Source organism: Microcoleus sp. Z1_B2 (assembly GCF_036700325.1).
Taxonomy (GTDB): Bacteria; Cyanobacteriota; Cyanobacteriia; order Cyanobacteriales; family Microcoleaceae; genus Microcoleus.
In genome coordinates, this window is sequence record NZ_JAUBOQ010000009.1 from 29925 (window position 1) to 54370 (window position 24446).

General features: G+C 45.3%; 15 protein-coding genes. 8 read left to right on the plus strand and 7 right to left on the minus strand.

The features are described 5' to 3' along the window. Nucleotides 1-152 precede the first annotated feature (152 nt). The 4 genes from QT984_RS07095 to QT984_RS07110 all read right to left on the minus strand — a co-directional run bounded on the left by QT984_RS07095 (nt 153) and on the right by QT984_RS07110 (nt 6183). Nucleotides 153-602, minus strand: coding sequence for a hypothetical protein (locus QT984_RS07095; protein WP_333373649.1), 450 nt, complete (start codon nt 600-602; stop codon nt 153-155). A gap of 562 nt (nt 603-1164) precedes the next feature. Further along, nucleotides 1165-2937 carry a tetratricopeptide repeat protein gene (locus QT984_RS07100; RefSeq protein ID WP_333373652.1) on the minus strand — a complete coding sequence of 591 codons (1773 nt, stop codon included), beginning with the start codon at nt 2935-2937 and terminating at the stop codon, nt 1165-1167. Continuing rightward, entirely contained in the window at nt 2877-3770 is an 894-nt protein-coding gene (locus QT984_RS07105; RefSeq protein WP_333373655.1) for an RNA polymerase sigma factor, read from the minus strand. Before QT984_RS07105 ends, QT984_RS07100 begins: the two co-directional genes overlap by 61 nt. Before the next feature lie 196 nt (nt 3771-3966). Further along, the gene (locus tag QT984_RS07110; RefSeq protein WP_333207842.1) at nt 3967-6183 is read right to left on the minus strand and encodes a transporter substrate-binding domain-containing protein; all 2217 of its coding nucleotides are present in this window, start codon (nt 6181-6183) and stop codon (nt 3967-3969) included. Between the two features lie 1135 nt (nt 6184-7318). On the opposite strand from QT984_RS07110, the gene QT984_RS07115 reads away from it, so the two are divergent. Continuing rightward, entirely contained in the window at nt 7319-8515 is a 1197-nt protein-coding gene (locus QT984_RS07115; RefSeq protein ID WP_333057340.1) for a response regulator, read from the plus strand. Between the two features lie 199 nt (nt 8516-8714). On the opposite strand, the gene QT984_RS07120 is transcribed toward QT984_RS07115, so the two are convergent. Then, on the minus strand, nt 8715-15215 hold the full coding sequence (locus tag QT984_RS07120) for an AAA family ATPase (RefSeq protein WP_333233737.1): 6501 nt from the start codon (nt 15213-15215) through the stop codon (nt 8715-8717). Nucleotides 15216-15750: 535 nt separating this feature from the next. Between QT984_RS07120 and QT984_RS07125 the strand changes: the two genes are divergently transcribed. Then, complete coding sequence (locus QT984_RS07125; RefSeq protein WP_333233738.1) at nt 15751-16068, plus strand: polysaccharide deacetylase family protein; 318 nt, start codon at nt 15751-15753, stop codon at nt 16066-16068. Between the two features lie 371 nt (nt 16069-16439). On the opposite strand, the gene QT984_RS07130 is transcribed toward QT984_RS07125, so the two are convergent. Together QT984_RS07130 and QT984_RS07135 are read right to left on the minus strand one after the other, a co-directional pair. Continuing rightward, the gene (locus tag QT984_RS07130; protein WP_333057337.1) at nt 16440-16664 is read right to left on the minus strand and encodes a hypothetical protein; all 225 of its coding nucleotides are present in this window, start codon (nt 16662-16664) and stop codon (nt 16440-16442) included. 127 nt (nt 16665-16791) lie between these two features. Next, nucleotides 16792-16953 carry a hypothetical protein gene (locus QT984_RS07135; protein WP_333057336.1) on the minus strand — a complete coding sequence of 54 codons (162 nt, stop codon included), beginning with the start codon at nt 16951-16953 and terminating at the stop codon, nt 16792-16794. A 121-nt stretch (nt 16954-17074) separates the two neighbouring features. Here QT984_RS07135 and QT984_RS07140 point away from each other — a divergent pair, with 121 nt between their 5' ends. The 6 genes from QT984_RS07140 to QT984_RS07165 all read left to right on the plus strand — a co-directional run bounded on the left by QT984_RS07140 (nt 17075) and on the right by QT984_RS07165 (nt 24442). Continuing rightward, nucleotides 17075-18238 (plus strand): GuaB3 family IMP dehydrogenase-related protein, encoded by a 1164-nt coding sequence (locus QT984_RS07140; protein ID WP_333057335.1) that lies wholly within the window; start codon nt 17075-17077, stop codon nt 18236-18238. A 738-nt stretch (nt 18239-18976) separates the two neighbouring features. Further along, the gene (gene trxA / locus QT984_RS07145) at nt 18977-19300 is read left to right on the plus strand and encodes a thioredoxin (protein WP_006631199.1); all 324 of its coding nucleotides are present in this window, start codon (nt 18977-18979) and stop codon (nt 19298-19300) included. 189 nt (nt 19301-19489) lie between these two features. Beyond that, nucleotides 19490-20557, plus strand: coding sequence for an LOG family protein (locus QT984_RS07150; protein ID WP_333057334.1), 1068 nt, complete (start codon nt 19490-19492; stop codon nt 20555-20557). Between the two features lie 310 nt (nt 20558-20867). Next, nucleotides 20868-22073: an urease accessory protein UreH domain-containing protein gene (locus tag QT984_RS07155; RefSeq protein WP_333057333.1), complete on the plus strand. Its 1206-nt coding sequence runs from the start codon at nt 20868-20870 to the stop codon at nt 22071-22073. Continuing rightward, the gene (locus QT984_RS07160; RefSeq protein ID WP_333207839.1) at nt 22048-22521 is read left to right on the plus strand and encodes a hypothetical protein; all 474 of its coding nucleotides are present in this window, start codon (nt 22048-22050) and stop codon (nt 22519-22521) included. Before QT984_RS07155 ends, QT984_RS07160 begins: the two co-directional genes overlap by 26 nt. Before the next feature lie 478 nt (nt 22522-22999). Further along, nucleotides 23000-24442: a cytochrome ubiquinol oxidase subunit I gene (locus QT984_RS07165; RefSeq protein ID WP_333373659.1), complete on the plus strand. Its 1443-nt coding sequence runs from the start codon at nt 23000-23002 to the stop codon at nt 24440-24442. Nucleotides 24443-24446: the final 4 nt, after the last annotated feature.

The window sequence follows — 24446 nt, forward strand, 5'->3', positions numbered from 1 at the left end:
TGCAGCCTCATAAAAAATTGGTATGAGCAAAAATCGCATAAAATTCAAACACAAATAGTGATATATTGAAGAACATTTAGCTATGTGTGTTTGAAAAGACAGCTATATTAACTCTTTTATCCCAACTAATGAGTTTATCTTTTTGATTACCATTAGTTAGATTTGAAGTTAATGCTTAAGATCGCGGGTTCTGTTCCAAAACCACTTCCTTGTGCCTGATATCTGACATCTCCAGCTTCTAAAATCGCTGGTCCACCGCATAATTCAATTAGGTTAGTACCTTGCTGCACTTTGCTAGGCATACAACCAAACTCACGTTTTCCCCCAGGACCAGTAATTTCAATCTTGTCAATTATTCCAGTTGCAGTAGAAGGCTTTAAGGAAACTACAGCAGTGTCAATTCTTTTTGATTCTTTCAGGCATCTTATATTTGTATCAACATTGAAACTTCCGTTATCAATTTTAATCTGTCTCAATGGCTGCGGAATTACAGGATTTTCAGGAGAAGAGCAAGTATCTGCCATTGCTGCTGTAGGAAAACAGAAGATCAAAACTGACAGAGCAAATGCCAAAATCTTGGCCAATCGCATAGTTTTTTTCATTGAATTCATGATGGTGTTACTTGTCGATTTTCTGATTTGAGGCGAGACGAAGTTGTATTTTTGTCTCTACATCTATAAGACGAATCCAGAGGTCACTTTCTGAATTTTTCGAGTTAGGGGCTGTTTTTTCCTAGATCAACGTACCCTCAGCACAAGAATTTTAATTTCCACCCATTGCACCAGGTTTTGTCCTTAACTTAAGGTCAGCAACAAAATATCTAGGGTAGGCGCTGACGGCAGTGCCTACCCTACTACATCAATTTTTAATCACAGATGTTCAATTACTGATAAATATTCCACTATCAGAATTGATTTTTGATGTTAGAATCTCAAGCGTCGCATTATTTTTCTCCTTTTTGCTAGTTTTAGTTGTTGTTTCTGATTGAGGTTTTATCCTCAATTTTGTTCGAGATTAGTCGAGACGAAATTTGATTTTTGTCTCTACACCTATAAGACGAATCCAGAGGTCAATTTCTGAATTTTTCGAGTTAGAGGCTGTTTTTTCCCAACTCAATGCACTCTGAGAGGTTCAGATCCCAGACTTCCCGAAGAAGTCAAGGCTCTACGCTTTAGCACGACATCCCTTTCGCCTCTTACCTTTCAACCGTTTCACAGCCTCCTCAACCTCCCCGCGAAAAGGGTAGAGCAACCGCCGACTCAGCGCACTTCGATAAGCCTCCACAGCCTCCGTCACATCCCCCAACCCCAACAACGCTCTTCCTTGCCAGTAACCAGCCATAGCCGGGTCAAACTCCATCAATTCCTGAGACTGACCAGTCTTTTCCAACCATTTCCGACTCGCCACCTCATCCCCCAACACTCGATAACTCTCCCCCAGCCACACCGCAGCAGACACAGATTGCAGATAACGCCCCTCTTCCGGTAGCAACTGCCATCCTTGCGCCAAAGCCTCCACCGCCTCCCGGTGTTTCCCCGCCAGCGCCAACACCCGCCCGTGACCAAACCAAGCATCAGGTAACTGCGGCTCAAGTTGCGTCCCCCGCACAGAGACACCACACCCTCGCTCAATCTCCTGAAAACTTTCCACCAACACCCGCCCCGCCGTCGTCCAAACACTCCAGCGATCGGGAAAACGATCGAGCATCTCCTCTACTATTGATGCAAGGGTTACTTCAGGGTTCGATCCCCCTAAATCCCCCTTAAAAAGGGGGACTTCCAGAGGAGTTCCCCCCGTGCAGTTAGAAGGCTTTGCCTCCTCTAGCTCCCCCCGTGAAGGAGAAGACTTTGCCTCCTCTGGCTCCCCCCTTTTTAAGGGGGATTTAGGGGGATCGAGAGGAGCTGGGGGAGAGGTTAAAGGCAAAATCTCGCACAACGCCCGATAAATTTCACAATCCTGGGGATACAGACGATAAGCTTTCAGCATCGCCTCAGCCGCCCTCTGATATTCCCCGGTATGGAACAAGCACCGCCCATAGGAATACCAACCCCTCGGATGATTCGGGTGTTCCTCAGTAAACCGTTCCAACACCCCAACTCCGTTAGCCGACTCCCCCCGGAAAACGTGATAATATGCCAGCAACTCGCGGGCATCCGCCGCATCAGGAGCCAGTTGCAGTACAGAACTAATTATTTTTTTAGTCTGCTTCCCCTCCTCACCCGATACCAATCTCATCCGGCAACGAGTATCCGCCAGTCGTTTGAGCGCTCGGAAATCACCCGGAGCCACCTCTAGCGCTTTGCTCAACCGCCGCTGCGCTTGGCGCACATTCCCCACCGCCTGACTCGCGTCGTAGCTGTCAATCAGCGCTACAACATCATCCGGGTTCAGTGACAAAACCCGATCGAACGCTCGCAAAGCTGCAACCGCATCCCCTCTCCCTATCTGCACCTGCCCCAACGCCAGCCAGTGAGCCGCATTATCTGGTTCTAGGGAAGCCGCCGACTCAAAAGCCAGTATCGCTGCCTGAGTGTCACCTCTACAGAGTGCGATCGATCCGCTGATATGCTGCCGAGTCGCCTGATTGCGTGCATTGGCCGAGGCACTTTCATAAACCGCTACTGCCTCAACCTCTCGTCCCATAAGCTGCAAGAGTTTCCCCAATTGCAACCGCACGCCGATCGATGGTGGTTGCTGCCGATCGATCACTTGGCGATATTCCTCAACCGCCTGCTCGATATGACCCATTTCATACAGCAGATTCGCCAATTCCAACCGTTTCTTCCACCCAGAAGGATACTGCTGCACGTACTCACTTAATGTTTTCAGCTTCTGCTCTTGTCGGGTTGGCTTGGAGTCTCCAACCAGGTAAGCATTCAACTCCACCCCAGAGGACTGAGTGAGGGATACCACCCGGAATGTAGTGTTTCTAGACATATTGCTGTTACCTGATAATTAATTGTCTCGCCCATTTTCTGAGGGATGGGGGCGATCGAGTCGGATGCGATCGTTTCATCGGATTGTAGGGGCAATTCCCCTGCGTCAAGCGAAGCTATCCCGTAGGGAATCGCCCCACCATCTTGACGCGGTAGGCACGGGGGCACTACCCCTACAGCAAAATCATCCCCGATCGAGGCAACGTCCCCCTTTTGAGACGACTCGGAGGAATCTAACAAACCATCATCCAACCCTGACAAATACCTGCTCAAACGCTTTTGCAGAATTTCTCGTGCCTGTTGAATGCGCTTGTAAACGTTATTGAGCGAGAGAGCAAGTTTTTGGGCAATATCTTGATAGGCAATCTGGTGGCAGTAACGCAGAATAAACGGATTGCGTAATCGAGAAGGAAGAGTATCAATAGCGCGGCGAATGTACTGTCCCAACTCATGATGTAGAAGTGCTTCTTCAGGAGAGTTCAAACCAGAAATAAATGCTGAATTTCCTGTAGCAGCTACTTCTTCAATATCCTCCATTTGCATTGCTTTCCGGCGACGTTCTCGGTGTATATCTATACAGAGATTATGGGTTAAGCAAAGTAGCCAAGCTCGGAGGTTGGTGATTTTTTCGGCATAGTCTGGTAACTTATCCCAAGCTTTGAGCATGGCGCGACTGAGCACCTCTTCGGCATCAGTAGGATTCCCTCCCATCCACTTGACACAGCAACGGTAAAGATAATCTCGATTCTGCTGCCATAGCTGCCAAAATGCTTTCTCTATATCTTCAGGACAATACCGAATGTCTGTTGCAATAAGTGATTGAGAATTTGACATGATTTTAAAGGTGGTGAAAGATAGATGTGAAGGAACATTTTTCTGTTACTTTTTTCGTTGCACCCCAATCCCGCAAACATCTAGCTGAGTCTAGTCTGAGTATTTATCCGGCTAAAGATTGGATTCAGTGTCCTTAGCCAATATTCAAGGTTTATTGTTGTCAGGGTGATTCATGAATCACCCCGATTCAAGCCAATCAAGCAAAAGGAACCGAGAACAAGACACCGCCCTCGGTATAAGGCGCTTGCAAAGGGCTAACAGGAATACCCGGGAAGTTGCGAGCGGTCATTTCGCTATAGTTCCCCACTGCGGAAATCGCATTCAAAGCAAAATTATTCGACAAACCCAGACTTTCACCCACATTTCCTTCCACTCCCAAAAAGCGGCGAACAACTGGATCTGAGCTATTGATTTCCTGGCGCACATTTTCTGAAGTTAAACCCAGTTCTAACGCTTCATAAAGAGAATAAGTAACGCCAGAAACCACATCCTTCCACTGGGATTGATTCTCGTCCACCACCATTGCTAAAGGCTCCTCTCCCAAGACTTCTGGAAAGGGCTGATGCTGGTCTCGCTGCTCTGGGGGTAAGGTGAGAAGACGAGAGATAATCAGACCTCCATCGCCGGTGAGCGCATCCAATTCGCCCTTGATATAACTATCAAATAGGGTCTGGAAGCTATCTAAGGCTACGATTTCCGCATTAATACCCGAAGCACTCAGTTTTTCTCGCAGAGTTGCCTCAGAAGTGGTATTTGCACTCACGCCAATTCGGCGACCTGCAAGCTGTTCAAAAGAGGTAATTCCGCTGGCGGTTGGTGTTACTACAAATTGAGCATCGTAAGTATTAATGGGGGCAAAATCTACCCCCAGCAAAGCATCCCGCTTGAGGTTGTGGGTGGCATTGCGGCTAGTTACATCAACGATGCCATTGGCGACATCGCTGAAGCGCTGAGCCCCCGTTTTCTGAATTACGAATTCCACTGCGTTGGGGTCGCCAAATAGGGAAGCTGCTAGTCCCCGACCCAAATCCACATCAAATCCGGTTAAATTGCCGTTGGGGTCAGCAAAACCCAGTCCAGGTGCATCATTTCTCACCCCAACGCGCACGAAACCCCGGTCTAAAACTTCCTCTAAAACGTTGCGGTTGTCGTTATTTACTAAGGGTACACTTAATTCGTCAGTCCCCGAAAAGGGTGGATAATAGAGCAGTCCCCCAGGCTCGACAAACATTAGTTCATTGAGCTGGCGCGGCAGCACTTCGGGATTGAAATTGCGATTGTAAATCTCTTCGTAATTACCAATTTGTTGGATAACTTTCAAGGCAAAATCATTTTTGAGTCCCAAAGATTCTCCTAAATTCCCTTCCACGCCTAAAAAGCGCTTACTGGCGGAATTTCCATCAAGAAATTCATTCACATTCTGGGAGTTAATGCCAAAGAATTCGGCTTGGATGGGAGCGTTGACCGCCCACCGCACCACATCAGCCCATTCAGACTGATTTTCCGGCACGATGAGTGCTAAAGGCTCTTTGGAAATGGCTTCATCCAGGATGACTTGATTTCCCGGATTGGATAAGGTGGGAATGCGATTGCTCAGCACCCCGCGATTAATCGAAACTGCACCGATTTGTCCCGCATCGTAAGCGCCAAACAGAGCATCTTGTGAGGGGAAAGTTTGGATGTTGAGGGCGATTCCGGCACGTTGAGCGGCATCTATTAAATTTTGCCCAGAGCGCGTTCCTGCTAATACGCCGATGGTTGTTCCTGATAACTGGTTAACAGAACTAATTCCACTATTACCACGCACCAATACCGCTTGAGTGTCGAAGAAAACGGTAGGCGAATAATCTACTCCTAAACTGGCATCGCGGAGCACAGATTGAGTGGGCAAAGTGGCGGCGATATCCACTGCGCCACTGGCAACACTATTAAAGTCTTCACCGGCTTTGACGACTGCGAATTCTACTGCATTCGGGTTCCCAAACAAAGCAGTGGCAATGGCGCGACTAAAATCAATGCCAATCCCACTAAAAGAACCGTCGGCTTCCCGGTTGCTAAATCCGATCGCATCCTCGTTAACTGCAACCCGCACAAACCCGCGCTTTAAGATTTCTTGAAGTTGAGATCCTGTGGGTGTGGTACTGGCAACGGGCGATCGACCTTCAGCCGCTCCAAACCGCGCATAATGTTCAAATCCGCTTGAGAAACTACCGTTGGCCACTGCTGCTGCTACCTGGGGGTTAGCATCTAGATAAAATTGCTCGTTGAAGGAAATTTGTGGGTTTCTTTTTTCAATAAAACCAAACTTTACCCAATGCTCGAAGCCGTTGGGAATAATGCCTGAAGCTACGGCTTGTGCCACGTCGGGATTTTCTTGCAGGTAGGTAGTTTCGTTGTAGTTAAGGATGGTCATAATCCTGGTAATTAGATAATTTGTGTGTTCAATTAACAGGGGTTCCGATCAATTCTTATTTCTGCTCCAACCGCAGCCTATTTCGGCACGTTGCTATTGTTGGATGGTTTTGTTAAGCAATAGGTGAATTATGCTATTGCTGTTGTGTTAACCGAGCGATCGCTTTGACTTGGAAAACAGCTAAGTGCACCCACTTTCTTCCATATCTTTCAGCATTTTTCAAAAAGAGCGTTGCATATTTGCGGGATGGTTTTGAATTTTATCAAAGCTGAAAACCCTTATTTTTCCGGCGGGATCTTCGATCGACCCTACAAAATTCATCCCAAAATGATGCAATGCTTTTTCTTGAGGCTGTATCCTTTCCATATCTCTATCATCGCTCCCCTCCCCTGCCCCTGTCAGTCGGAAAAGTCGGATCGTAAAGTCGGAAAAGTCGGACGCCCTGGTTTTACTATCTATCTTTAGATGGAGCAGATCGACAGCATGACTGGCACTGTTATCTGTCTTTTGGTAGATGCTATTAATAGTATGTTGGGAATATAGGCATAAAGCAAGTCGGAAAAGTCGGATCATAAAGTCGGAAAAGTCGGATCTTTGCCTAATGGGCATATTTCTGAGTGAGGTTTACACTATCACGCGCTAAAATACATCAGTGATAATACTGAAAATTAATGGAATTGTCGGCGCTAATCGGCGGATGTTTTTATCTGACCATATAAAAACTAATCAAGGCTTGTCTTTTGGATAAATACAAGCCTTGGTAGTGAGTTATACGGTTCTCCGCTAGGTAGCGAACTCAGATTTATGAAAAATGAACCCGTTTTTCAGATTTGTTAACAGCTTTATATATTTCAAAGAGTCGATGTCGTAGGCGTCGAGGGGGTGGCAAGCAACTTAAAAGCCTTGTAGTGACAAGGGTTTAAGCCGATCGCCATCACAAAGAATTAGGGGGGCGCGATCGCTACTTTTGCTTCGACAAGGTAAAATGAGGATCGGGGGCGATCGTCCAGGAGCGTAAGTGTCAATAAGTCTGTCATAATCACTATTAGGAATTTCTCCACCGACTTACTACGGTGTATAACTCAAAGCTAGGGTGCAAAACTGAAAAACCTTACCCGATGAGATTGATTTGTATATGACTTTTGAAGAAGCCCTAGAATTTCTAGAATCAGCCTTAGAGTCCAAAACCAGTAAACCGTTAAATTTTCTTGAGCAGGAAATCTTAAAAGCTGCTTGGAAAAACGCAACTTATAGTGCTGTTGCTGACAGCTTGTACCTCAGCATAGGACATATCAAAGATTTAGCAGCCATCCTGTGGCACCGGCTTTCAGACGTAATGGGAGAAAAAGTTACGAAGAATAACTTTCGCTCTCTGCTAGAGAAGCAAAACACCACAAGTGAGTTCGCCGATGCCAAAGGCGAAGGCAAACTTATGGCGATGGCTGCGGCTGAAACAAGTGACATCAATCAATTAGAAACTCCCAAAGGTAACATCTTAATTGTTGATGACCTCCCAGAAAATCTGCGTTTTCTAACAGAAATTCTCACTAAAAATGGGTATAAAGTTCGCTGCGTAACCAATGGTGCGATGGCCTTGAGAACAGTTCGCAATCATCCCCCCGATGCTATATTGCTGGATATTAAAATGCCAGATATAGACGGCTATCAAGTCTGCGAAGCCCTCAAATCCGATGAAAAAACCTCAGAAATTCCGATTATTTTCTTAAGCGCACTTGACCAAGTATTTGATAAAGTCAAAGCTTTTAAGGTAGGAGGAGTTGACTATATCTCTAAACCTTTTGAGCCGGAAGAAGTGCTAGTTCGCCTCGATACTCAGGTCACTATCCAGCAGCAAAAACGCCAGCTTAAAGAAGCAATCGAGCGACACCAGCAAACCGCAGAAATTGCCTACCAATCTCGCAGCCTGCTGGCAAATTTGCTAAATTCATCTCTGGATGGAATAGCCGCAGTGCAGGCGGTGAGGGGAGATATCGCTGGAGAAATTGAAGATTTTCGCTGCTTGGTAGTTAACCCTGTCTTTGCCAGACTCTTAGGGAAAAAACGAACAGAACTCGCGGGGGAACCCGTGCTCAAAAAACTGTTTAATCAATTAAGTCCCGGAGTCTTTGATTTATTAGTAGAAGTTGTTGAGACTGGAGAATCGCTTGAAGGAGAGGTTCATCTAGAAAGTGATTACCTGGGCAAATGCTATTATTTCACTGCTGTTAAATTGGGAGACGGTTGCTCAATTACCATCCGCGACCTTACAGACTTAAAACTGTCGGCATTAAAGTCAATGATGGAACAGAACCAACCCCGTGCTATCAAATAGCATAAACGGGGCTTACGCAATCTTACCCAGAAACCGGGTTTTTTAGCGAATCAACGGGCTGCAACGCGTCTTTTCGTCAGGATTTACGCACTCCGACGCCTAGAAACCGGGTTTTTTAGCGAATCTAGGGACTTTAACCAAGTATTATCGTAAAAAAACCCGGTTTCTGACCACCCGTGTGTAATTCCTAAAAATATCATCATTCACCAACCAAGGATTCAGTTAAATCGAGAATCTTCTCAAACTGAAACCTCGTCACCCAATTTCTGAGAGTTTGAAGCTCGAAAGCGTGAGATTCAGGAATCTCCTCAAGGAGTTGACAAACTAATTCCGCATCAGCGTCCATAGCTGCTTCATATAATTTTACTATCCATTCTTTTGACATCGCTGCTAATAAATCCGTGAAATTTAACGATTCTCCAGTCACATTAGAAGGGGGAGATGGTAGCTCTTGCTCCTGATAAATATAAAGGACGCCCAAATGTTTAGTCATGATGTCAAAGATGGCCTCTGTGTGGAACGGTTTTCGCACAAAATCATCACAACCAGCCGATAAAATAACTGCCTTTTCTTCTTCCCACACGCTAGCAGTAATAGCAATAACAGCAGTAGCTTGACCTTTGATAGTGCCTTTAATGCGTTTCGTGGCTTCATAACCATCCATAACGGGCATTCTCATGTCCATCCAGATCAGATGAGGTGAGTAGGAATCCCAAATTGCAAGCGCTTCAATACCGTTACTCGCTTCTTGCACTTCAAAACCAACAGGTTTGAGGAGTTTAACTAACAGTTGCCGATTGTAATCTCGATCGTCCACCACGAGGATGCGATATTGGGGTTGGTTAGGCGCTAGCGCAACGACGCGACGACTTTGGGGTTGATTTTGAATTGTGCTGGCATCAGCGATGCCCACAGGAATGTCAAATTTAAATGTTGTACCCGTTGTGTCTTCTAAAAATTCCTTGAGAGGCATTCCAGGGGTGAAAGCTTTACCGTGACTAATGACTGTTATTTCACCTCCCATCAAGCGGACAAATTGACGGCTAATCGTCAGTCCTAATCCGGTTCCTTGCTGCACTTTTTGACCGGATGCTGTTTGCACGAAGGGTTTGAATAGATTCTCCATTTCCTCTACTGCAATGCCAATTCCCGTATCTTTTACTTCAAAGGTAATGGTTGTTGATTGTGGGTTGTTGGTTGTTTTAGTTTCGGCTTCTATTGGGGTTTTTACCTGTTTGTTTTTTACTTTTAAATACACACTTCCAAAAGCGGTAAACTTAACGGCATTACTGATTAAATTAATCAGCACTTGCCGCAACTTAATTTCATCAGCGTAGATATATTTAGGAACATCGGCAGCACATTCAAATCGTAAGTCTAAGCTTTGAGCGATGGCTTTTAAGGCAAACATATCCTCAATTTCAGCTAAAAAATGATGAAGGTTCAAATTATTTTTAGATACCGTCATGCGTCCAGCTTCAACTTTAGAAAGGTCAAGCACCTGATTAATTAGAGATAATAAATGCTCTCCACTGCGCTGAATGATGTTAAGGTTCTCTTTTTGTTCAGTTAACAGATTGGTATCCTGATTCATCAGTTGCGAAAAACCCAGAATGGCATTCATGGGAGTTCGCAATTCGTGGCTCATGTTGGCAAGGAAAATGCTTTTGGCGAGGTTGGCGGCAACGGCTGCTTCTTTGGCTCGTTCGAGTTCTGCTTCAACTTTTTTGCGCTCACTAATTTCCTGTTCTAAGCGGACATTTTCGATCAGCGTTTTTTGTGCCTGCTTGCGATCGCTAATATCTTGAAAAGCTGCGATCGCGTACTCTACATTACCCGTATCATTGAAAATTGGCGTACTCGTTGCTTCTACAAAAATGCTCCCGTCGCTGTGGTGGAGTTCCAAGTCATCCGCCTGAGCTTTTTCACCGCCAAGCGATCGCACCAGGGGCAACTGTTCGACTGGATATATCTCCCCTGTCCCTGCCCGATAAATGTGATAGGTTTTTGAGAGTTGCTCGATTTCGGCTTTTGGTAAATCTTGAATATTCAGTAACTGCTGTGAAACTGGATTGGCGTAAACCAGTTGTCCTTTGGCGTCGTGAACGGAGATGCCTAGAGGTATAGCATTGAGGAATTTATTCAGGCGATTTTGGGTAGATTGTACCTGAGTATAGAGTCTAGCGTTGGTAAGGGCGATCGCCGCTTGACTTGACAGCAGTTTAATTAGTTCTAGGCGATCGGGTGTAAAAACCCCATCTGCTAAATTATTTTCCAAGTAAACAATTCCAATTAATTGCCCTTGATTGATCAGAGGGGCGCACAGGATAGACTTGGGCTGCTGTGTTTTGATATAAGCATCTTGGGTAAATCTGCCTTCACGGGAAACATTGGTTTCAATCAATCCTTCCTGAGTCCTTTCAACATAGTGAATAATCGACAAAGGCAAACAGGTTTCTATAGGAGTCGATTGCAAAACCATCACCCGATCTGAGTTAGCCTCACCTGAAGCTTCGACTCGCAGTTGTCCTTGAGACTCTAAAATTAGATAGCCAGTTTGTGCACCGCAGCTTTCCAGCAGGATTTTCATCAAAGTGGTGAGGAGTTTATCTAGCTCAATTTCACTGGCAATTGCCCCAGATGCTTTCATCAATGCTGCCAAATCCAGCGTTTCACCTGAAATGCTGTTAGATGTATCAGACAGGATGTTGCGAGATTTATCCGAAAAATTGGCTTTCGTAAAACGCTTTAAAAGTTCTGGATACTGTTGTTTCAAATCAGTCATTTTAGCTGTTGCACCCCAACGTAAATAACAGTAGTAAGCATTTGTCATATAGGCTCGGGCAACTTGCTCTTTTCCCCAAGCGAGGTAGAATTTGGCAGCCAGTTCATTAGCCAAAGCCTCTTCGTTGAGGTACTCATGTTCTTTCGCTAAGGCAATGGCGCGATCGTAGTAGTCGATCGCCCTAGCATTTTCCCCCAAAACTCGATATCGCTCTGCCTCCACTAGATAGAATTTATGGAGGTGAGTCATCGGAGCAAAGTCCGCCCATTTCTTGATGTTTTTCTGATTGACTTCCACCTTCTGGAGGATGAGTTTTTGCTCGGATTTTGGTGCGTCAGAATAGATAGCCAGATAAACTAAAGAATTGTAGAAATGGTAGAGAGGAATAGTACCTACAGCGCTATCGCTATATTTTTCTGCTGATTTAGCATTTTCTATAGCTTGCTGATAGTCTTGAAAAAGATAGCAGAGAAATAGCTTGTAAAAATAGACCGAGCGACAAAGATTTTGAGCATTCGCCTCTCGATGCAGGGGTAACATTTTTGTTTCGTCATAGCTTTCACCGATTAAACGGCATTTATCTTCAGCCTGTCCCATCAAATTCAATAAAACCTGTCGATTTAGTTGGTTATAGTAATATGATGTTTCTTGCTTCAGTTGGCTGAGGGTATTACTGTACATTGCCATCTCTGCCTCGACTGTTGCCAATTCCTTCCCCAATACATAGGAATGATAGCAGTATACACAAACTGAATAAGCTGCATATTCTAAGTCTCCAGTCTCTAGGGCGATCGAGTAAGCATTCTGCAAAGGGTTTAAAGTTTCCCTAAGATGCTCTTTCCAATGTTTGACAAAGTAATTAACAATAAATATGGTGCGGGCTGTAAGTTCTTTAGTATTAAACTTATCGAGGAGCAAGATAGCAAGTTTCCCAAATTGATAACCAGTCTCAATGTCTCCTACGGTTTCCCCAGACAGAATTAGTCCGTAAGTAGCATAGGCACAAGAAGACACAGAAGTATTTCCGTATTTGATTGATAAATTGACCTGTTTAAACGCAATTAACGGTAGCAATTCAGGTCGGGCTAAATGGGCCGCCGAAAGTATACTTGATAGGATACGCATTGCTGCCAGTTTATCAGGATTAGTCATCACTGGTAGGTCGATTAATTTTTCAACTGGCTTCCCTACTAAACTTAACTTTGTCTTCATCAGTTCAAATAAAATATTTAATTTTGTTGGTTTTTTGGGAAAACGGATACCCAACAACTTTAATACTGAAAGTGCCGTATCTATCGCTTCTAACGGTTTGTTTTGTGCTGTATAGGCTTGAATCTTGACTTCATAGACTTTCACTTTGTCCAGCAATGAAGTAGCTTGTTGAAGCACTAGGTCAGCCAATTTTTCCATGTCCTGAACGTGGCCACTCAAGATAGCAGCTTCTACTGTTTCCACATACAGTGCCAGAGTTAGGTCATACTGACAAAGCCAACTATCTGCACTCAAGCAATTTATACCAATTATTAAGTAATTCCAGGCGGGTTTCCAAGCTGCTGATGCCTTCGCTTTTTTGCCAGCAATCAGATTTAATTGAGCAAGTTTATCTTTTTCTAACTCGATGTCAATTGCTTCAATACCGAAGTTGAGTTGATTGACAATATCAAAAATCTTTTGTTGGAGTACCTGTGGTGGGGTATTTTCTAACAACAGTTGCCCGACTTTCCAGTGAACCGCTTGCTTGTCGTCAGGGGGAATTAGGGAATAGGTGGCTTGCTGAATGCGATCGTGAGCAAATTTATAAATAATTTTTAAGTCATTCGCCTCTCTGTTTGTTTTCAGAAATTTGTAATCATCCCCAACGGGTAAAATCAATCCTGCTTGAATGGCATTCCATAATTCATCAGCCGTTTGTTTTGGAGAAGTTTCATTAATTATTGAAAGAGTTAGTAAATCAAATTGGTTGCCAATGCAAGCGGCTAATCGTAAAATTTTTTGTGCAGATTCTGATAAGGTTTGAATTTGCTCTGCCATGAACTCAACAACGTTATCAGTAATATTCCTAGTTATAATTTGCTCTAAATCCCAATGCCAAGCCCCAGCATTCAAATCAAAAGTCAGCAATTGCTCTGTATAAAGTGACTTGAAAAACTCTTTAATAAAAAAAGGATTACCTTGTGTTTTTTGCCAAACCAACTCGGCTAATCTTTGCGTAGGAACCCACTCGGTTTTCAGCGTATCCGCAATGAATTCATTAACCTGGTTTAAATTTAAGGGTGAAAGGGAGAGATGATTAATTACTACTCCCTGCTTTTTCATTTCAGATAAAGTCAGCATTGCAGGATGAGTTGCAGTGACTTCGTTATCTCGATAAGCTCCGATTACAAACAGATATTGAGTAGTAAAATCTGTCATTATCAACTGGATCAATTGCAACGTAGCGCTGTCTGTCCACTGAAGATCGTCTAGAAATAGGACGAGAGGATGTTCTTTTTGGCAAAAAACTTGAATAAATTTTTGAAAAGCTAAATTAAACCGATTTCGTGCTTCTGTTGCGGGTAATTCGGGGACGGGATTCTGTTTGCCAATAATCAGTTCAACTTCGGGAATGACATCAATAATAATTTGTCCATTGCTTCCTAATGCCCGTCGAATCTTTTCTCGCCACTGTTGTAATTGCCCTTGAGTTTCTGTGAGTAGTTGTCGCACCAATTCTTGGAAGGCAGCAACTAAAGCTTGATAGGGAATATCGCGCTGCAACTGGTCAAATTTACCTGCAATAAAGTAGCCGCTTTTTTGAGTGATGAGCTTATACAATTGCTGAACTAAAGCTGATTTCCCAATACCAGAGTATCCAGAAATTAGCATGAGTTCAGTTTGTCCTTGTACGGAGAGATTTTGTGACTGAGTTGTCGTTGGGTTACTCAGATTATTTGCTAAACCAGCCCCTACTTGTTTTTCTTGTCCCGACGCTACACGATCAAATGCACTCAATAATGACTCAATCTGTGATTCTCTTCCGTACAGTTTTTGAGGGAGTTGCAATTTAGGAGAAATATCTTGGTATCCCAATAAAAAAGATTGAAATTTACCATTTATCAATTGAGCCAGACAAGTTTTTAAATCGGCCTTAATTCCCCAAGCACTCTGATATCTATATTCTGCGTTTTTTGCCATTAATTTCATGACAATTTCTGATAAACTCAAGGGGATGCTTGGATTTATTTTATGAGGTGAATTCGGTTGTTGGGCAATATGGCAATGGACTAATTCAAGTGCATCGACGGATTCAAAAGGCAACTGGTTGGTTAGCAGTTCATAGAAAGTAACGCCGAGAGAATAAAAGTCGGTGCGGTAGTCTAGTGAGCGGTTCATCCTGCCTGTTTGTTCAGGAGATATATAAGCCAATGTCCCTTCTAGAAGATTAGGACTTGTGAGGCTGGGATTCTCTTGGCATAGGATGGTAGATAAGCCAAAGTCAATGATTTTTATTTGTCCTGTTTGAGGATTCAAGACAATGTTAGATGGATTGATATCTTTGTGAATGACCTTTTTTTGATGAACTTTGCCTAACGCATCTGTGATTTGGATGGCTAGGTGGAGAAACTCTGGTAATCCCAAGGGACGGCTATCCAGCAGGATTTTTAAGGACTCTCCTCCAAAATCTTCCAACAACATGAGTTGTGTGTTATCGTATTTTCGCAGTTCGTAGGCTTTAATCGTTTCCTCTAGGTTGAGAAGGCGAGTGATTTCGTATTCCTGCTGATAGCGGTAGAGTTCGGCTGGTGTGGGATAATCCTCTTTGAGGAGTTTCAAAATCAAAGGTTGCTGATTTGATTTGAGGATGCCTCGGTATACGAGGGAATTCGCACTTTCGTAGATTTGGCTGACTATTGTGATATCTGGCAGTGAAATCATGTTGGGAATTATTGCTGCCTAAAAAAAATAAGTATACCAATAAATATAACATGGCTAGGAGCGGGTGAGAGCAGCAGTAAACTCGCTGCGAATATAAATCCTTGCCTTACACCCCTTATAACTTCCGATCTTTTATTATTGCTTTTTTGCTCTGGACTTACTTACGCTATATAGCAATCCTAAATCATTTGCATAATTATTGTAGGGGCAATCCGACCCCTACTCCCCGTGGTTGCCCGATAGATAGGGGGTAGGCACGGGGGGTAGGGGTAGCACTACCCCTACAAATTTATCTGAATCATTTAGGATTGCTATATTATATGTAGCGTACAAGTGTACTGGCACTTGAAGCGTCTAGGTACTGTGCGATCGCCCCAACTGAAAAATTTCGGAACGGATAATAATTAATGATAAAATAGCTTAAGGATTCAGCTCCCCAATTGTGGTAATCTGACAACCATTCACTTTCCTTCTCGATCGAGTGCGTGCAGCTATGCGAATCGGTAAAAATTTACCAAAGTTTCGGCTTTTCACTATGGCGTTATTTTTCGCAGTATCGCTGTTAATCAAAGTTACTAAATTTCACAATTATTTCGGCATCAACCGCGCCGATCCCGAAGTGAAAGTTGTTGCCCTCACCTACGAGGACGGGCCATATCCTCCCTATACAAATCAGCTTTTAGATATCTTAGACCGCTATCAAGTTAAAGCAACTTTTTTTGAAATCGGCCGCAATATTGAGAAACATCCAGAAATCGTGAAAATGATTGTCGCGAGGGGAGATGAGTTGGCAAACCATTCTTACTCTCACAAATCGCATTTGCCATGCGGATCGCGCCGCAATATCATCTAATTCAGGCATCAAAGTCGGAACTAAAGCTGCCCGAAACTGCATCGGTACAGTAGAGTTACTAGCAATTTCTTTAACCAGTTCCAGGAGCAAAACGAGGTTGTTAGTGGCTTCCAGGAGGCGAGAACCGGGGAGAAGGGCGATCGTCCGAACTGCGGGAATTAACTGCAAATCTTTGCCCGTAGAATTGAGGTTGTCCATGACAGGATTGCCGACAAACTGAGCTTTCTTTAAACCCTGTCGGTTTAAGTCAGCAGCAGTCAAAGCATCTCTAGTAAAAACGGCCAGACATTTCTCTGAGCAAAGCAACTGCCACAAGATTAAACCCAAATCGACTCGCCCCTCGTAATAACTAGAATGAGCCGACAGAAAAATTATATAGGGGCAGTTGCTGGCATGGGCGATCGCCCCGGCGACAATATCCCCAGTGGCCACGTGGCCACCACCAAATCGCAGCGGCGCGAATGCGTCCAAACAGCTTGCAATTGCTGCCAAGTCAAAGCAATCAGCCCCGCCCCAATATCTTTGAGGAAAAACAGGGGATTCATGTAAAAAACTCCCCCAGACGGCATTTGACTGGTGGGCCCAATAATTGGCACGGTCGATCGGCTGTAAGCAGCCCCGTCAATCGATTTTAGATTTTAGATTTTAGATTTTAGATTGACTTGCGCGAGATAAATGCGGGGGCTTGAGGATTTTCGATTTTGGATTGATTCCACGGATAAATCACGTGGCGGGTACCACATGAAGAAATTCGTGGTCACCGACAACCGGCATCGCCGAAACATCAACATCCGCGCCAGATGCTCTCAAAGCTTTGAGAATTTGACAGTTAATCGCGTCTTCCCCGTGCCCGTTGCTGAGGAAAAGTATCCCCTTCGATTTCATATAATCAGAATACAATCAGAATCAGTGCCGAGCTTTTTTAAAGACAGCCGTGCGATAGCTAAACTCGGGCGGGCTAACTTTTTGTTAGTCTAATTTAAATACATTGTGGAAGTGAAACAGCGTGAATATTGAAATTGGGCGGGGCAAAAGCGCTCGCCGAGCTTACGGCATAGATGAAATTGCGCTTGTACCCGGACAGCGCACCCTCGATCCGAGTTTGGCAGATACCAAGTGGCAGATTGGCGGGATCGATCGAGAAATCCCGATCATCGCCAGCGCCATGGATGGAGTAGTCGATGTCCGCATGGCGATTTTGCTGTCGGAATTGGGAGCAATGGGCGTGCTCAACCTAGAAGGAATTCAAACCCGCTATGCCGACCCCCAGCCAATATTAGAGCGCATCGCCAGTGTGGGGAACCACGAATTTGTTTCCCTGATGCAGCAACTCTATGCCGAACCCATCAAGCCAGAATTAATTGACCTGAGAATTAAAGAAATTAAAGCTGGAGGAGGGATTGCCGCCGTCAGCGGTACACCGGCTGCTGCGAGCAAATACGGCCGGGCGGTTGCTGAATCGGGAGCCGATATATTTTTTGTGCAAGCAACAGTAGTCTCGACAGCTTTCCTTTCCCCTGAAGCGATCGCACCTCTAGACTTAACTAAATTCTGTCAAGAGATGCCGATCCCAGTAATTTTGGGCAACTGCGTCACCTACGAAGTCGCCCTGAATTTAATGAAAACTGGCGCTGCGGGCATTCTCGTGGGCATTGGGCCGGGGGCTGCTTGCACATCTAGGGGCGTATTGGGTGTCGGCGTTCCCCAAGCCACAGCGGTAGCAGACTGCGCCGCCGCGCGGGACGACTACTATCGCGAAACTGGCAAATACGTGTCGGTGATTGCTGACGGCGGTTTAATTACCGGCGGCGATATCTGCAAGTGCATTGCCTGCGGTGCCGATGCAGTGATGATTGGTTCGCCCTTTGCCAGGGCCGCCGAAGCTCCTGGCCGCGGCTTTCACTGGGGGATGGCGACTCCCAGCCCGGTTTTGCCGCGGGGCACTCGCATTCGCGTGGGGACTACGGGTACTGTGGAGCAAATTTTGCGCGGGCCTGCGGTACTAGATGACGGTACGCACAACTTGCTCGGAGCTCTGAAAACTAGCATGGGCACCTTGGGCGCTAAGGATCTTAAGGAGATGCAGCAGGTGGAAGTGGTAATTGCTCCTTCTCTGCTGACTGAGGGTAAAGTCTATCAAAAAGCTCAGCAGTTGGGCATGGGTAAGTAGATTTACCGATCGAATACCAGCATACCTTGACAAAATTTGTTCCACAGTCTCGAAATTTACAGAATATTGTGGAATTATCGAGAAGGAGATGTCACAATAGAAGAAGCGGAGACGCATGTTTCCGTTCACTCCTCACACCACACTCCGCCCGGACTACTGTTCGGGCGGTTCCTTTTTTGCCGGAAATCTTGGCTCTTGCTTACTAGATACACAACTGAGGCTTTTACCTCCGGAGAGGGGGAGAGGGGGAGAGTCTGGGGGTGGGAGAATTTTTTTTCTACATAAGTGCATTCTGCCTTGGGAAACATCAGTGCCTTGTTCCTTAAGGAATGAGAATTAAATAACTTCCAGTCTTGAAAGTGGGATGGGCTCTTATAGCCCGTCCAAAAAAGACGGGCTATAAGAGCCCATCCCACAATAACAATTAAAATTGTAAGTTATTTAATTCGCGATCCTCAGAAACCTTGTGCCTTCTTCCTTCTACCGTCTTCCCTCTTCCTTCTTCGTTCAGAAGCCTTCTCTTGAAATCGTTGACCGAAAGCAGACTCAGGACTGGTGAAATAAAAAACCTGTATCCGAGGAAACTTGCCGAACGTATTTATCCGTGGGGTCAATTCTAAAATCTAAAATCTAAAATCTAAAATCTAAAATCTAAAATCTAAAATCGATTGACGCAAGTGGTTACACTTTTTGCTAGACTTGTTATCCGAGAAATAGTATTTACAAGGATGGCTAGGGATGTCAGCAGCCGCGCAAGTAACCGACTCTACCTTTAAGCAGGAAGTGCTCGATAGCGAAGTTCCAGTTCTAGTGGATTTTTGGGCTCCCTGGTGCGGGCCCTGTCGGATGGTGGCGCCCGTCGTAGACGAAATTGCCCAGCAATATGAAGGGCAGGTCAAGGTAGTAAAAGTTAATACCGACGAGAATCCTAACGTCGCCAGCCAATACGGTATCCGCAGCATTCCGACGCTGATGATATTTAAGGGCGGTCAACGTGTGGATATGGTAGTTGGGGCAGTTCCGAAAACTACTCTGGCCAACACTCTGGAAAAGTACATTTAACTGAACTGCGAGGGGTTTCGCGCTGTTCTTTGTGGGCCGCGAAAGCTAACTCGCTTCAGAACCGGGGCTAAGCTACGGGAAAAGTTATTAGTACCCAGCAGAGCAATTTGCTGGTGGCTATTGGCTTCTAACTTTGGCTTGCCCCTTAATTTTTAGTCGCGACAATTTGTTACCGTTTCGGAAAAATTCATGATTCCTTCTGGGTATGGTCAAGGTTTTGAGTCTCTCCAAGCTGAAGTGATGGAGTTGCTCGATCGCTTGCCAAAGTTGAAGCACTCTGAGTGGATCGAACGATCGCTCTCTACTATAGTGCAAATGGCCGGAGAGGATCTCGATCGGCTAGACTGGAAAATTATTGCGGCGTCGCTCCGAGATATGGAGAACGCTTTTGAGATGTTTTATCCTTACCGCCACGTTCGCAAAATTGTGATTTTTGGTTCGGCGAGGGTGTCACCGCAATCTGTGGAATATTTGATGGCCAGAGACTTTGCGCGGGCGATGGCCCAGCAGGGTTTTATGGTGATTACTGGCGGCGGCGGGGGAATTATGCAGGCGGGGAACGAGGGGGCGACTGCTGAAGGTTCTTTTGGGCTGAACATTCAGTTACCTTTTGAGCAGAGTTCTAATCCTTTCATTGCCGGCGATCCCAAATTGCTCAATTTTAAATATTTTTTCACTCGTAAGTTATTTTTTCTCCGGGAGAGCGATGCTTTGGCTCTGTTTCCGGGCGGTTTTGGCACTCTGGACGAGGCTTTTGAGTGTCTGACTTTGACTCAAACTGGCAAGTTCGGGCCGGCTCCTTTGGTATTGATCGATCGACCCGGAGGAGATTATTGGCACGATTGGAATTATTTTGTGCAAAAACAATTGCGGGGCCGGGGCTTGATTTCAGTCAACGATCGCAGCCTGTATACGATTACTGACGATGTAAATGTCGCTTGCGAGGCGATCGGTAGTTTTTATCTGGTTTATCACTCCTGCCGCTACGTGCGCGAAAAACTGGTAATTCGTTTGAAAACAGAGCTTTCTGAGGAGAATGTCGATCGGCTAAATACTGATTTTAGCGATATTGTCGTCACCGGAAAAATTGAAAAAACTCAAGCTTTGGAACCGGAAATAGGAGATGCAACTTTCGATCTGCCGCGCCTAGTTTTGCATTTCAACCAGCGGGATTTAGGGCGGCTTTATCAGCTAATTGCTACCATCAATCAAATGGGTGCAGCTTCGCCGGCTGCGGCGCATCCAGAAAAAAAGTAGTTATTAGTCAACAGTCATTAGTCATTAGTCAACAGTCATTAGTCAACAGTCATTAGTCATTAGTCATTAGTCTGTTGGGGCGGGTTTCACGAGAAATATTTCTAACTTACTCAGGGGATAAATAAACCCGCCCCTCTGATGGAGATAAATTTGACCACGAATTTCAAAGGTTGTACAAACCCCCGCATTTATCCGTGGAATCAATCCAAAATCGAAAATCGAAAATCCTCAAGAAAGAGCATTTATCTCGCGCAAGTCAATTCTTTAATCTAAAATCTAAAATCTAAAATCGATTGACTACTAACTCAAAATGCTAGACCTGCTGCTAATTGCAATTTTGGGATTTCTCGGCAGTTTCGGTCACTGCGCGGGGATGTGCGGCCCGCTGACAATGGCGTTTTCTCTTTCTAATTCCCGCAACGATAAATTAGCTGCTTTCCGCTTTCATTTGCTGCTAAATTTGGGGAGAATTGCTGCTTACGCTTTGGTGGGTGCAGCAATTGGCGGAGTGGGTTCGGTGTTAATTGCTGGCGGACTTTTGGCAGGTACGGGCAGCGAATTTCGGCGGGCGATCGCACTTCTCACGGGCACGATGCTGATTTGGTTCGGAGTAGTGCAAATTAAACCGAACTTGCTGCCGAGATTGCCGCTGCTGCACCCAATGTCGCACGATCGAGTCGGACAAGCAATGAGCAAGCTTTCGGCACAAAAAAAATGGTGGGTGCCAATTGCTTTGGGTTTGCTTTGGGGTTTGATTCCCTGCGGTTTCCTATACGCGGCGCAGATTAAGGCGGCGGAAACGGGAAATTCGGTTTTGGGTGCGGCGACGATGCTGGCTTTTGGACTCGGCACCTTGCCAACTATGCTGGGAGTGAGTTTTTTTGCTGGCAGATTGAGCGCGGACAAGCGCAGTCAACTGTTTCGTGCGGGTGGGTGGGTGACGGTGGCGATCGGGATTCTTACCTTGCTGCGAACCGATGAAATGGTTGATTTTACGGGCCACGCAGCGCTGCTGTGCTTGATGCTAGCACTGTTGGCGCGTCCGGTTAGCAAGTTTTTGCCGCAACTGTTGCGCTACCGCCGCGCCTTGGGTGTGGGCGCGTTTGTCCTCGCAGTCGCCCACACGTTTCATATGCTGGATCATACGCTGAAATGGAATTTTGATGCTGTGTCCTTCATGTTGCCGCAGCATCAGTTGGGAATGGCGGCGGGGATGACGGCGCTACTGTTGATGTTGCCGGCCGCGGTTACAAGTGTCGATCGTATTCAAAACTATTTAGGCCAACTGTGGCGAATCCTTCACCTGTTAAGCGTTCCAGCTTTCTTGTTGTGCGCTGTACACGCGGCACTCATCGGTTCCCACTATCTCGGCGGTTTTGAATGGAAGTTGCACAATCAACTGCTGACAGCCGTGTTAGCGGTGGTTGCGGTGTTAGTTACGTTTGTGCGATCGCGCTTGTTTTGGTCAGTTTTATCACTAGAAAATTTCTATGTTTCACCTGTCAAACAAAAGTAAAACTTTAGGATTGTTAGTATTTTTGGGATTGCTAATTGAAGCAGAAATTCCCAGTGCTCAGCAGTTAAACTCAATTTCAGTTTTAGCGCACGAAGTCGAAGTATCGGGAGATGTAGCAGCTACCTTTCACCTAGAACCCAACCACAATCCCCGCGCCGGACAGCCTGCGAAAGTGTGGTTTGCCCTAACTCGCAGGGGCGGTCAAATTATCCCACTAGAGCAGTGTAATTGCAAATTAGCAGTTTATCCGAAAGAGCGCAAAGAAGGAGATAAACCCCTGATGCAGCCGCCTTTAAAAGCCATCTCTGCGGAAAAATATCAAGGAATACCGGGAGCAGATATCGTGTTTCCCAAGGCGGGGATTTACGAACTTGAATTGAGCGGAACAGCCAAAAACAAAGCTAATTTTAAACCCTTTAAACTGAGTTATACGGTCACGGTTCGCTAAGATAATCTTTCCCTCACCGAACATCAATCTTGTAGGGGCGGGTAAACCTGCCAATAAATGCCTAAAACCCACAATCTCATAAACCCGCCCCCACCCAACTAAGATAATCTTTCCCTCACCGAACATAAATTTTGTAGGGGCGGGTTCACCGAAAATAAATGCCTAAAACCCACAATCTCATAAACCCGCCCCCACCCAACTAAGATAATATTTCCATCACCGAACATAAATCTTGTAGGGGCGGGTTCACCGAAAATAAATGCCTAAAACCCACAATCTCATAAACCCGCCCCCACCCAACGACAAAGCAGAATCTACCTATCTTAACATACAAAAAAAATACAACCGAAATCTGTATAAAACCTTAAAAGTTGCCAACTCTACAAAATGTCATAAATTTTTACACTACATTATAACCAGTGTCCATTATGTAATTTGTGCAAGCTAACCTCTTTTGAACTGAGCAAAGGATATAACGATGGATATCTTATCTAACACCGTGGCGCTATCACGGATGCAATTTGCGCTAACCGCCATATTCCATATGCTGTGGCCAGTTCTGACTACGGGAATGGGAATTTATCTGGTAATTGTTGAAGGAATGTGGCTGAAAACTCGCAATCCTGACTACTACCATCACGCTCGTTTTTGGTCTAAACTCTACGTCCTCAACTTCGGTATTGGAGTAGCTTCAGGCATTCCGATGGAATTTCAGTTTGGCACGAATTGGGCACCATTTTCCGAAGCAGTTGGTGACTTTTTTGGCAGCATTTTAGGCTTTGAAGCTTCAATGGCATTTATGTTAGAAGCCGGCTTTTTAGGCATTATGCTGTTTGGTTGGGAGCGCGTTCACCCGATCGTCCATTATTTCGCTACAATCATGGTAGCCTTCGGCGCTAACCTATCCACAGTATGGATTTTAGTCGCTAACTCTTGGCTGCAAACTCCAGCAGGCGGAGAAATGGTCAATGGCAAGTTTATTGTCAGCGATTATTTTCAAGCAATTCTGAACCCGTTCGCATTAAACAGCATTCTCCATATGTTTTTTGCGACGTTAGAAACTTCGCTGTTTGTCATTGGGGGAATTAGCGCTTGGTACATTCTCAATCAGCGCAACCAAGCCTTTTTTTCCAAATCTTTAAAAATTGCCATAGCCACCGCCATCGCCGTTGCACCTTTGCAGATATACATCGGACATTTGAGCGCCGAACAAGTTTATCACTACCAACCAACTAAATTAGCAGCAATCGAAGCTAAGTGGGAAACTTCACCAGCGGGAGAGTCAGCCGATTGGACTTTGCTAGCTTTACCTAATGAAAAAGCCCAAAAAAATGACTGGGAAATTAGCGTACCCAACGGCTTAGGATACGTTCTGGAATTCAAACAAAAACTCTCCGAACCCGTACTCGGATTGAAGGAATGGAAGCCAGAAGATAGACCCCGGATGGTGGGTTTAATCTACTATTGTTTCCGCATCATGTCCGGGATTGGATTCTTCTTTTTAGGACTGATGCTGTTCAGTATAATTCAGTGGATGCGAGGCAAACTTTCTGCTGAAAATATCGCCAGTCAACCTTGGCTGATGCGCGCTTGGGTATTAGCTGCTCCCCTGGGATATATTGCTGTAGAATCGGGTTGGATTGTGCGCTGTGTCGGCCGACAACCTTGGGCTTTATACGGGCAAATTCGCACTGCTGATGCGGTGTCAAACATCCCCGCCAGCAATGTTTTAACTTCTCTCAGTTTCTTTGCAGTTATTTACAGCTTTTTGTTTGTTTGTGCCTTGTATTTTGGCAGCCGAATTATCCGCCAAGGGCCTAATTTAACTCTGCCGGTACCGGGATTAGACAATGAACCTGCAATCGAAACTCAACCCGCAGAACACATTCCCGATCAACGTCCCGTAGAAGCACAACAATAGGAGA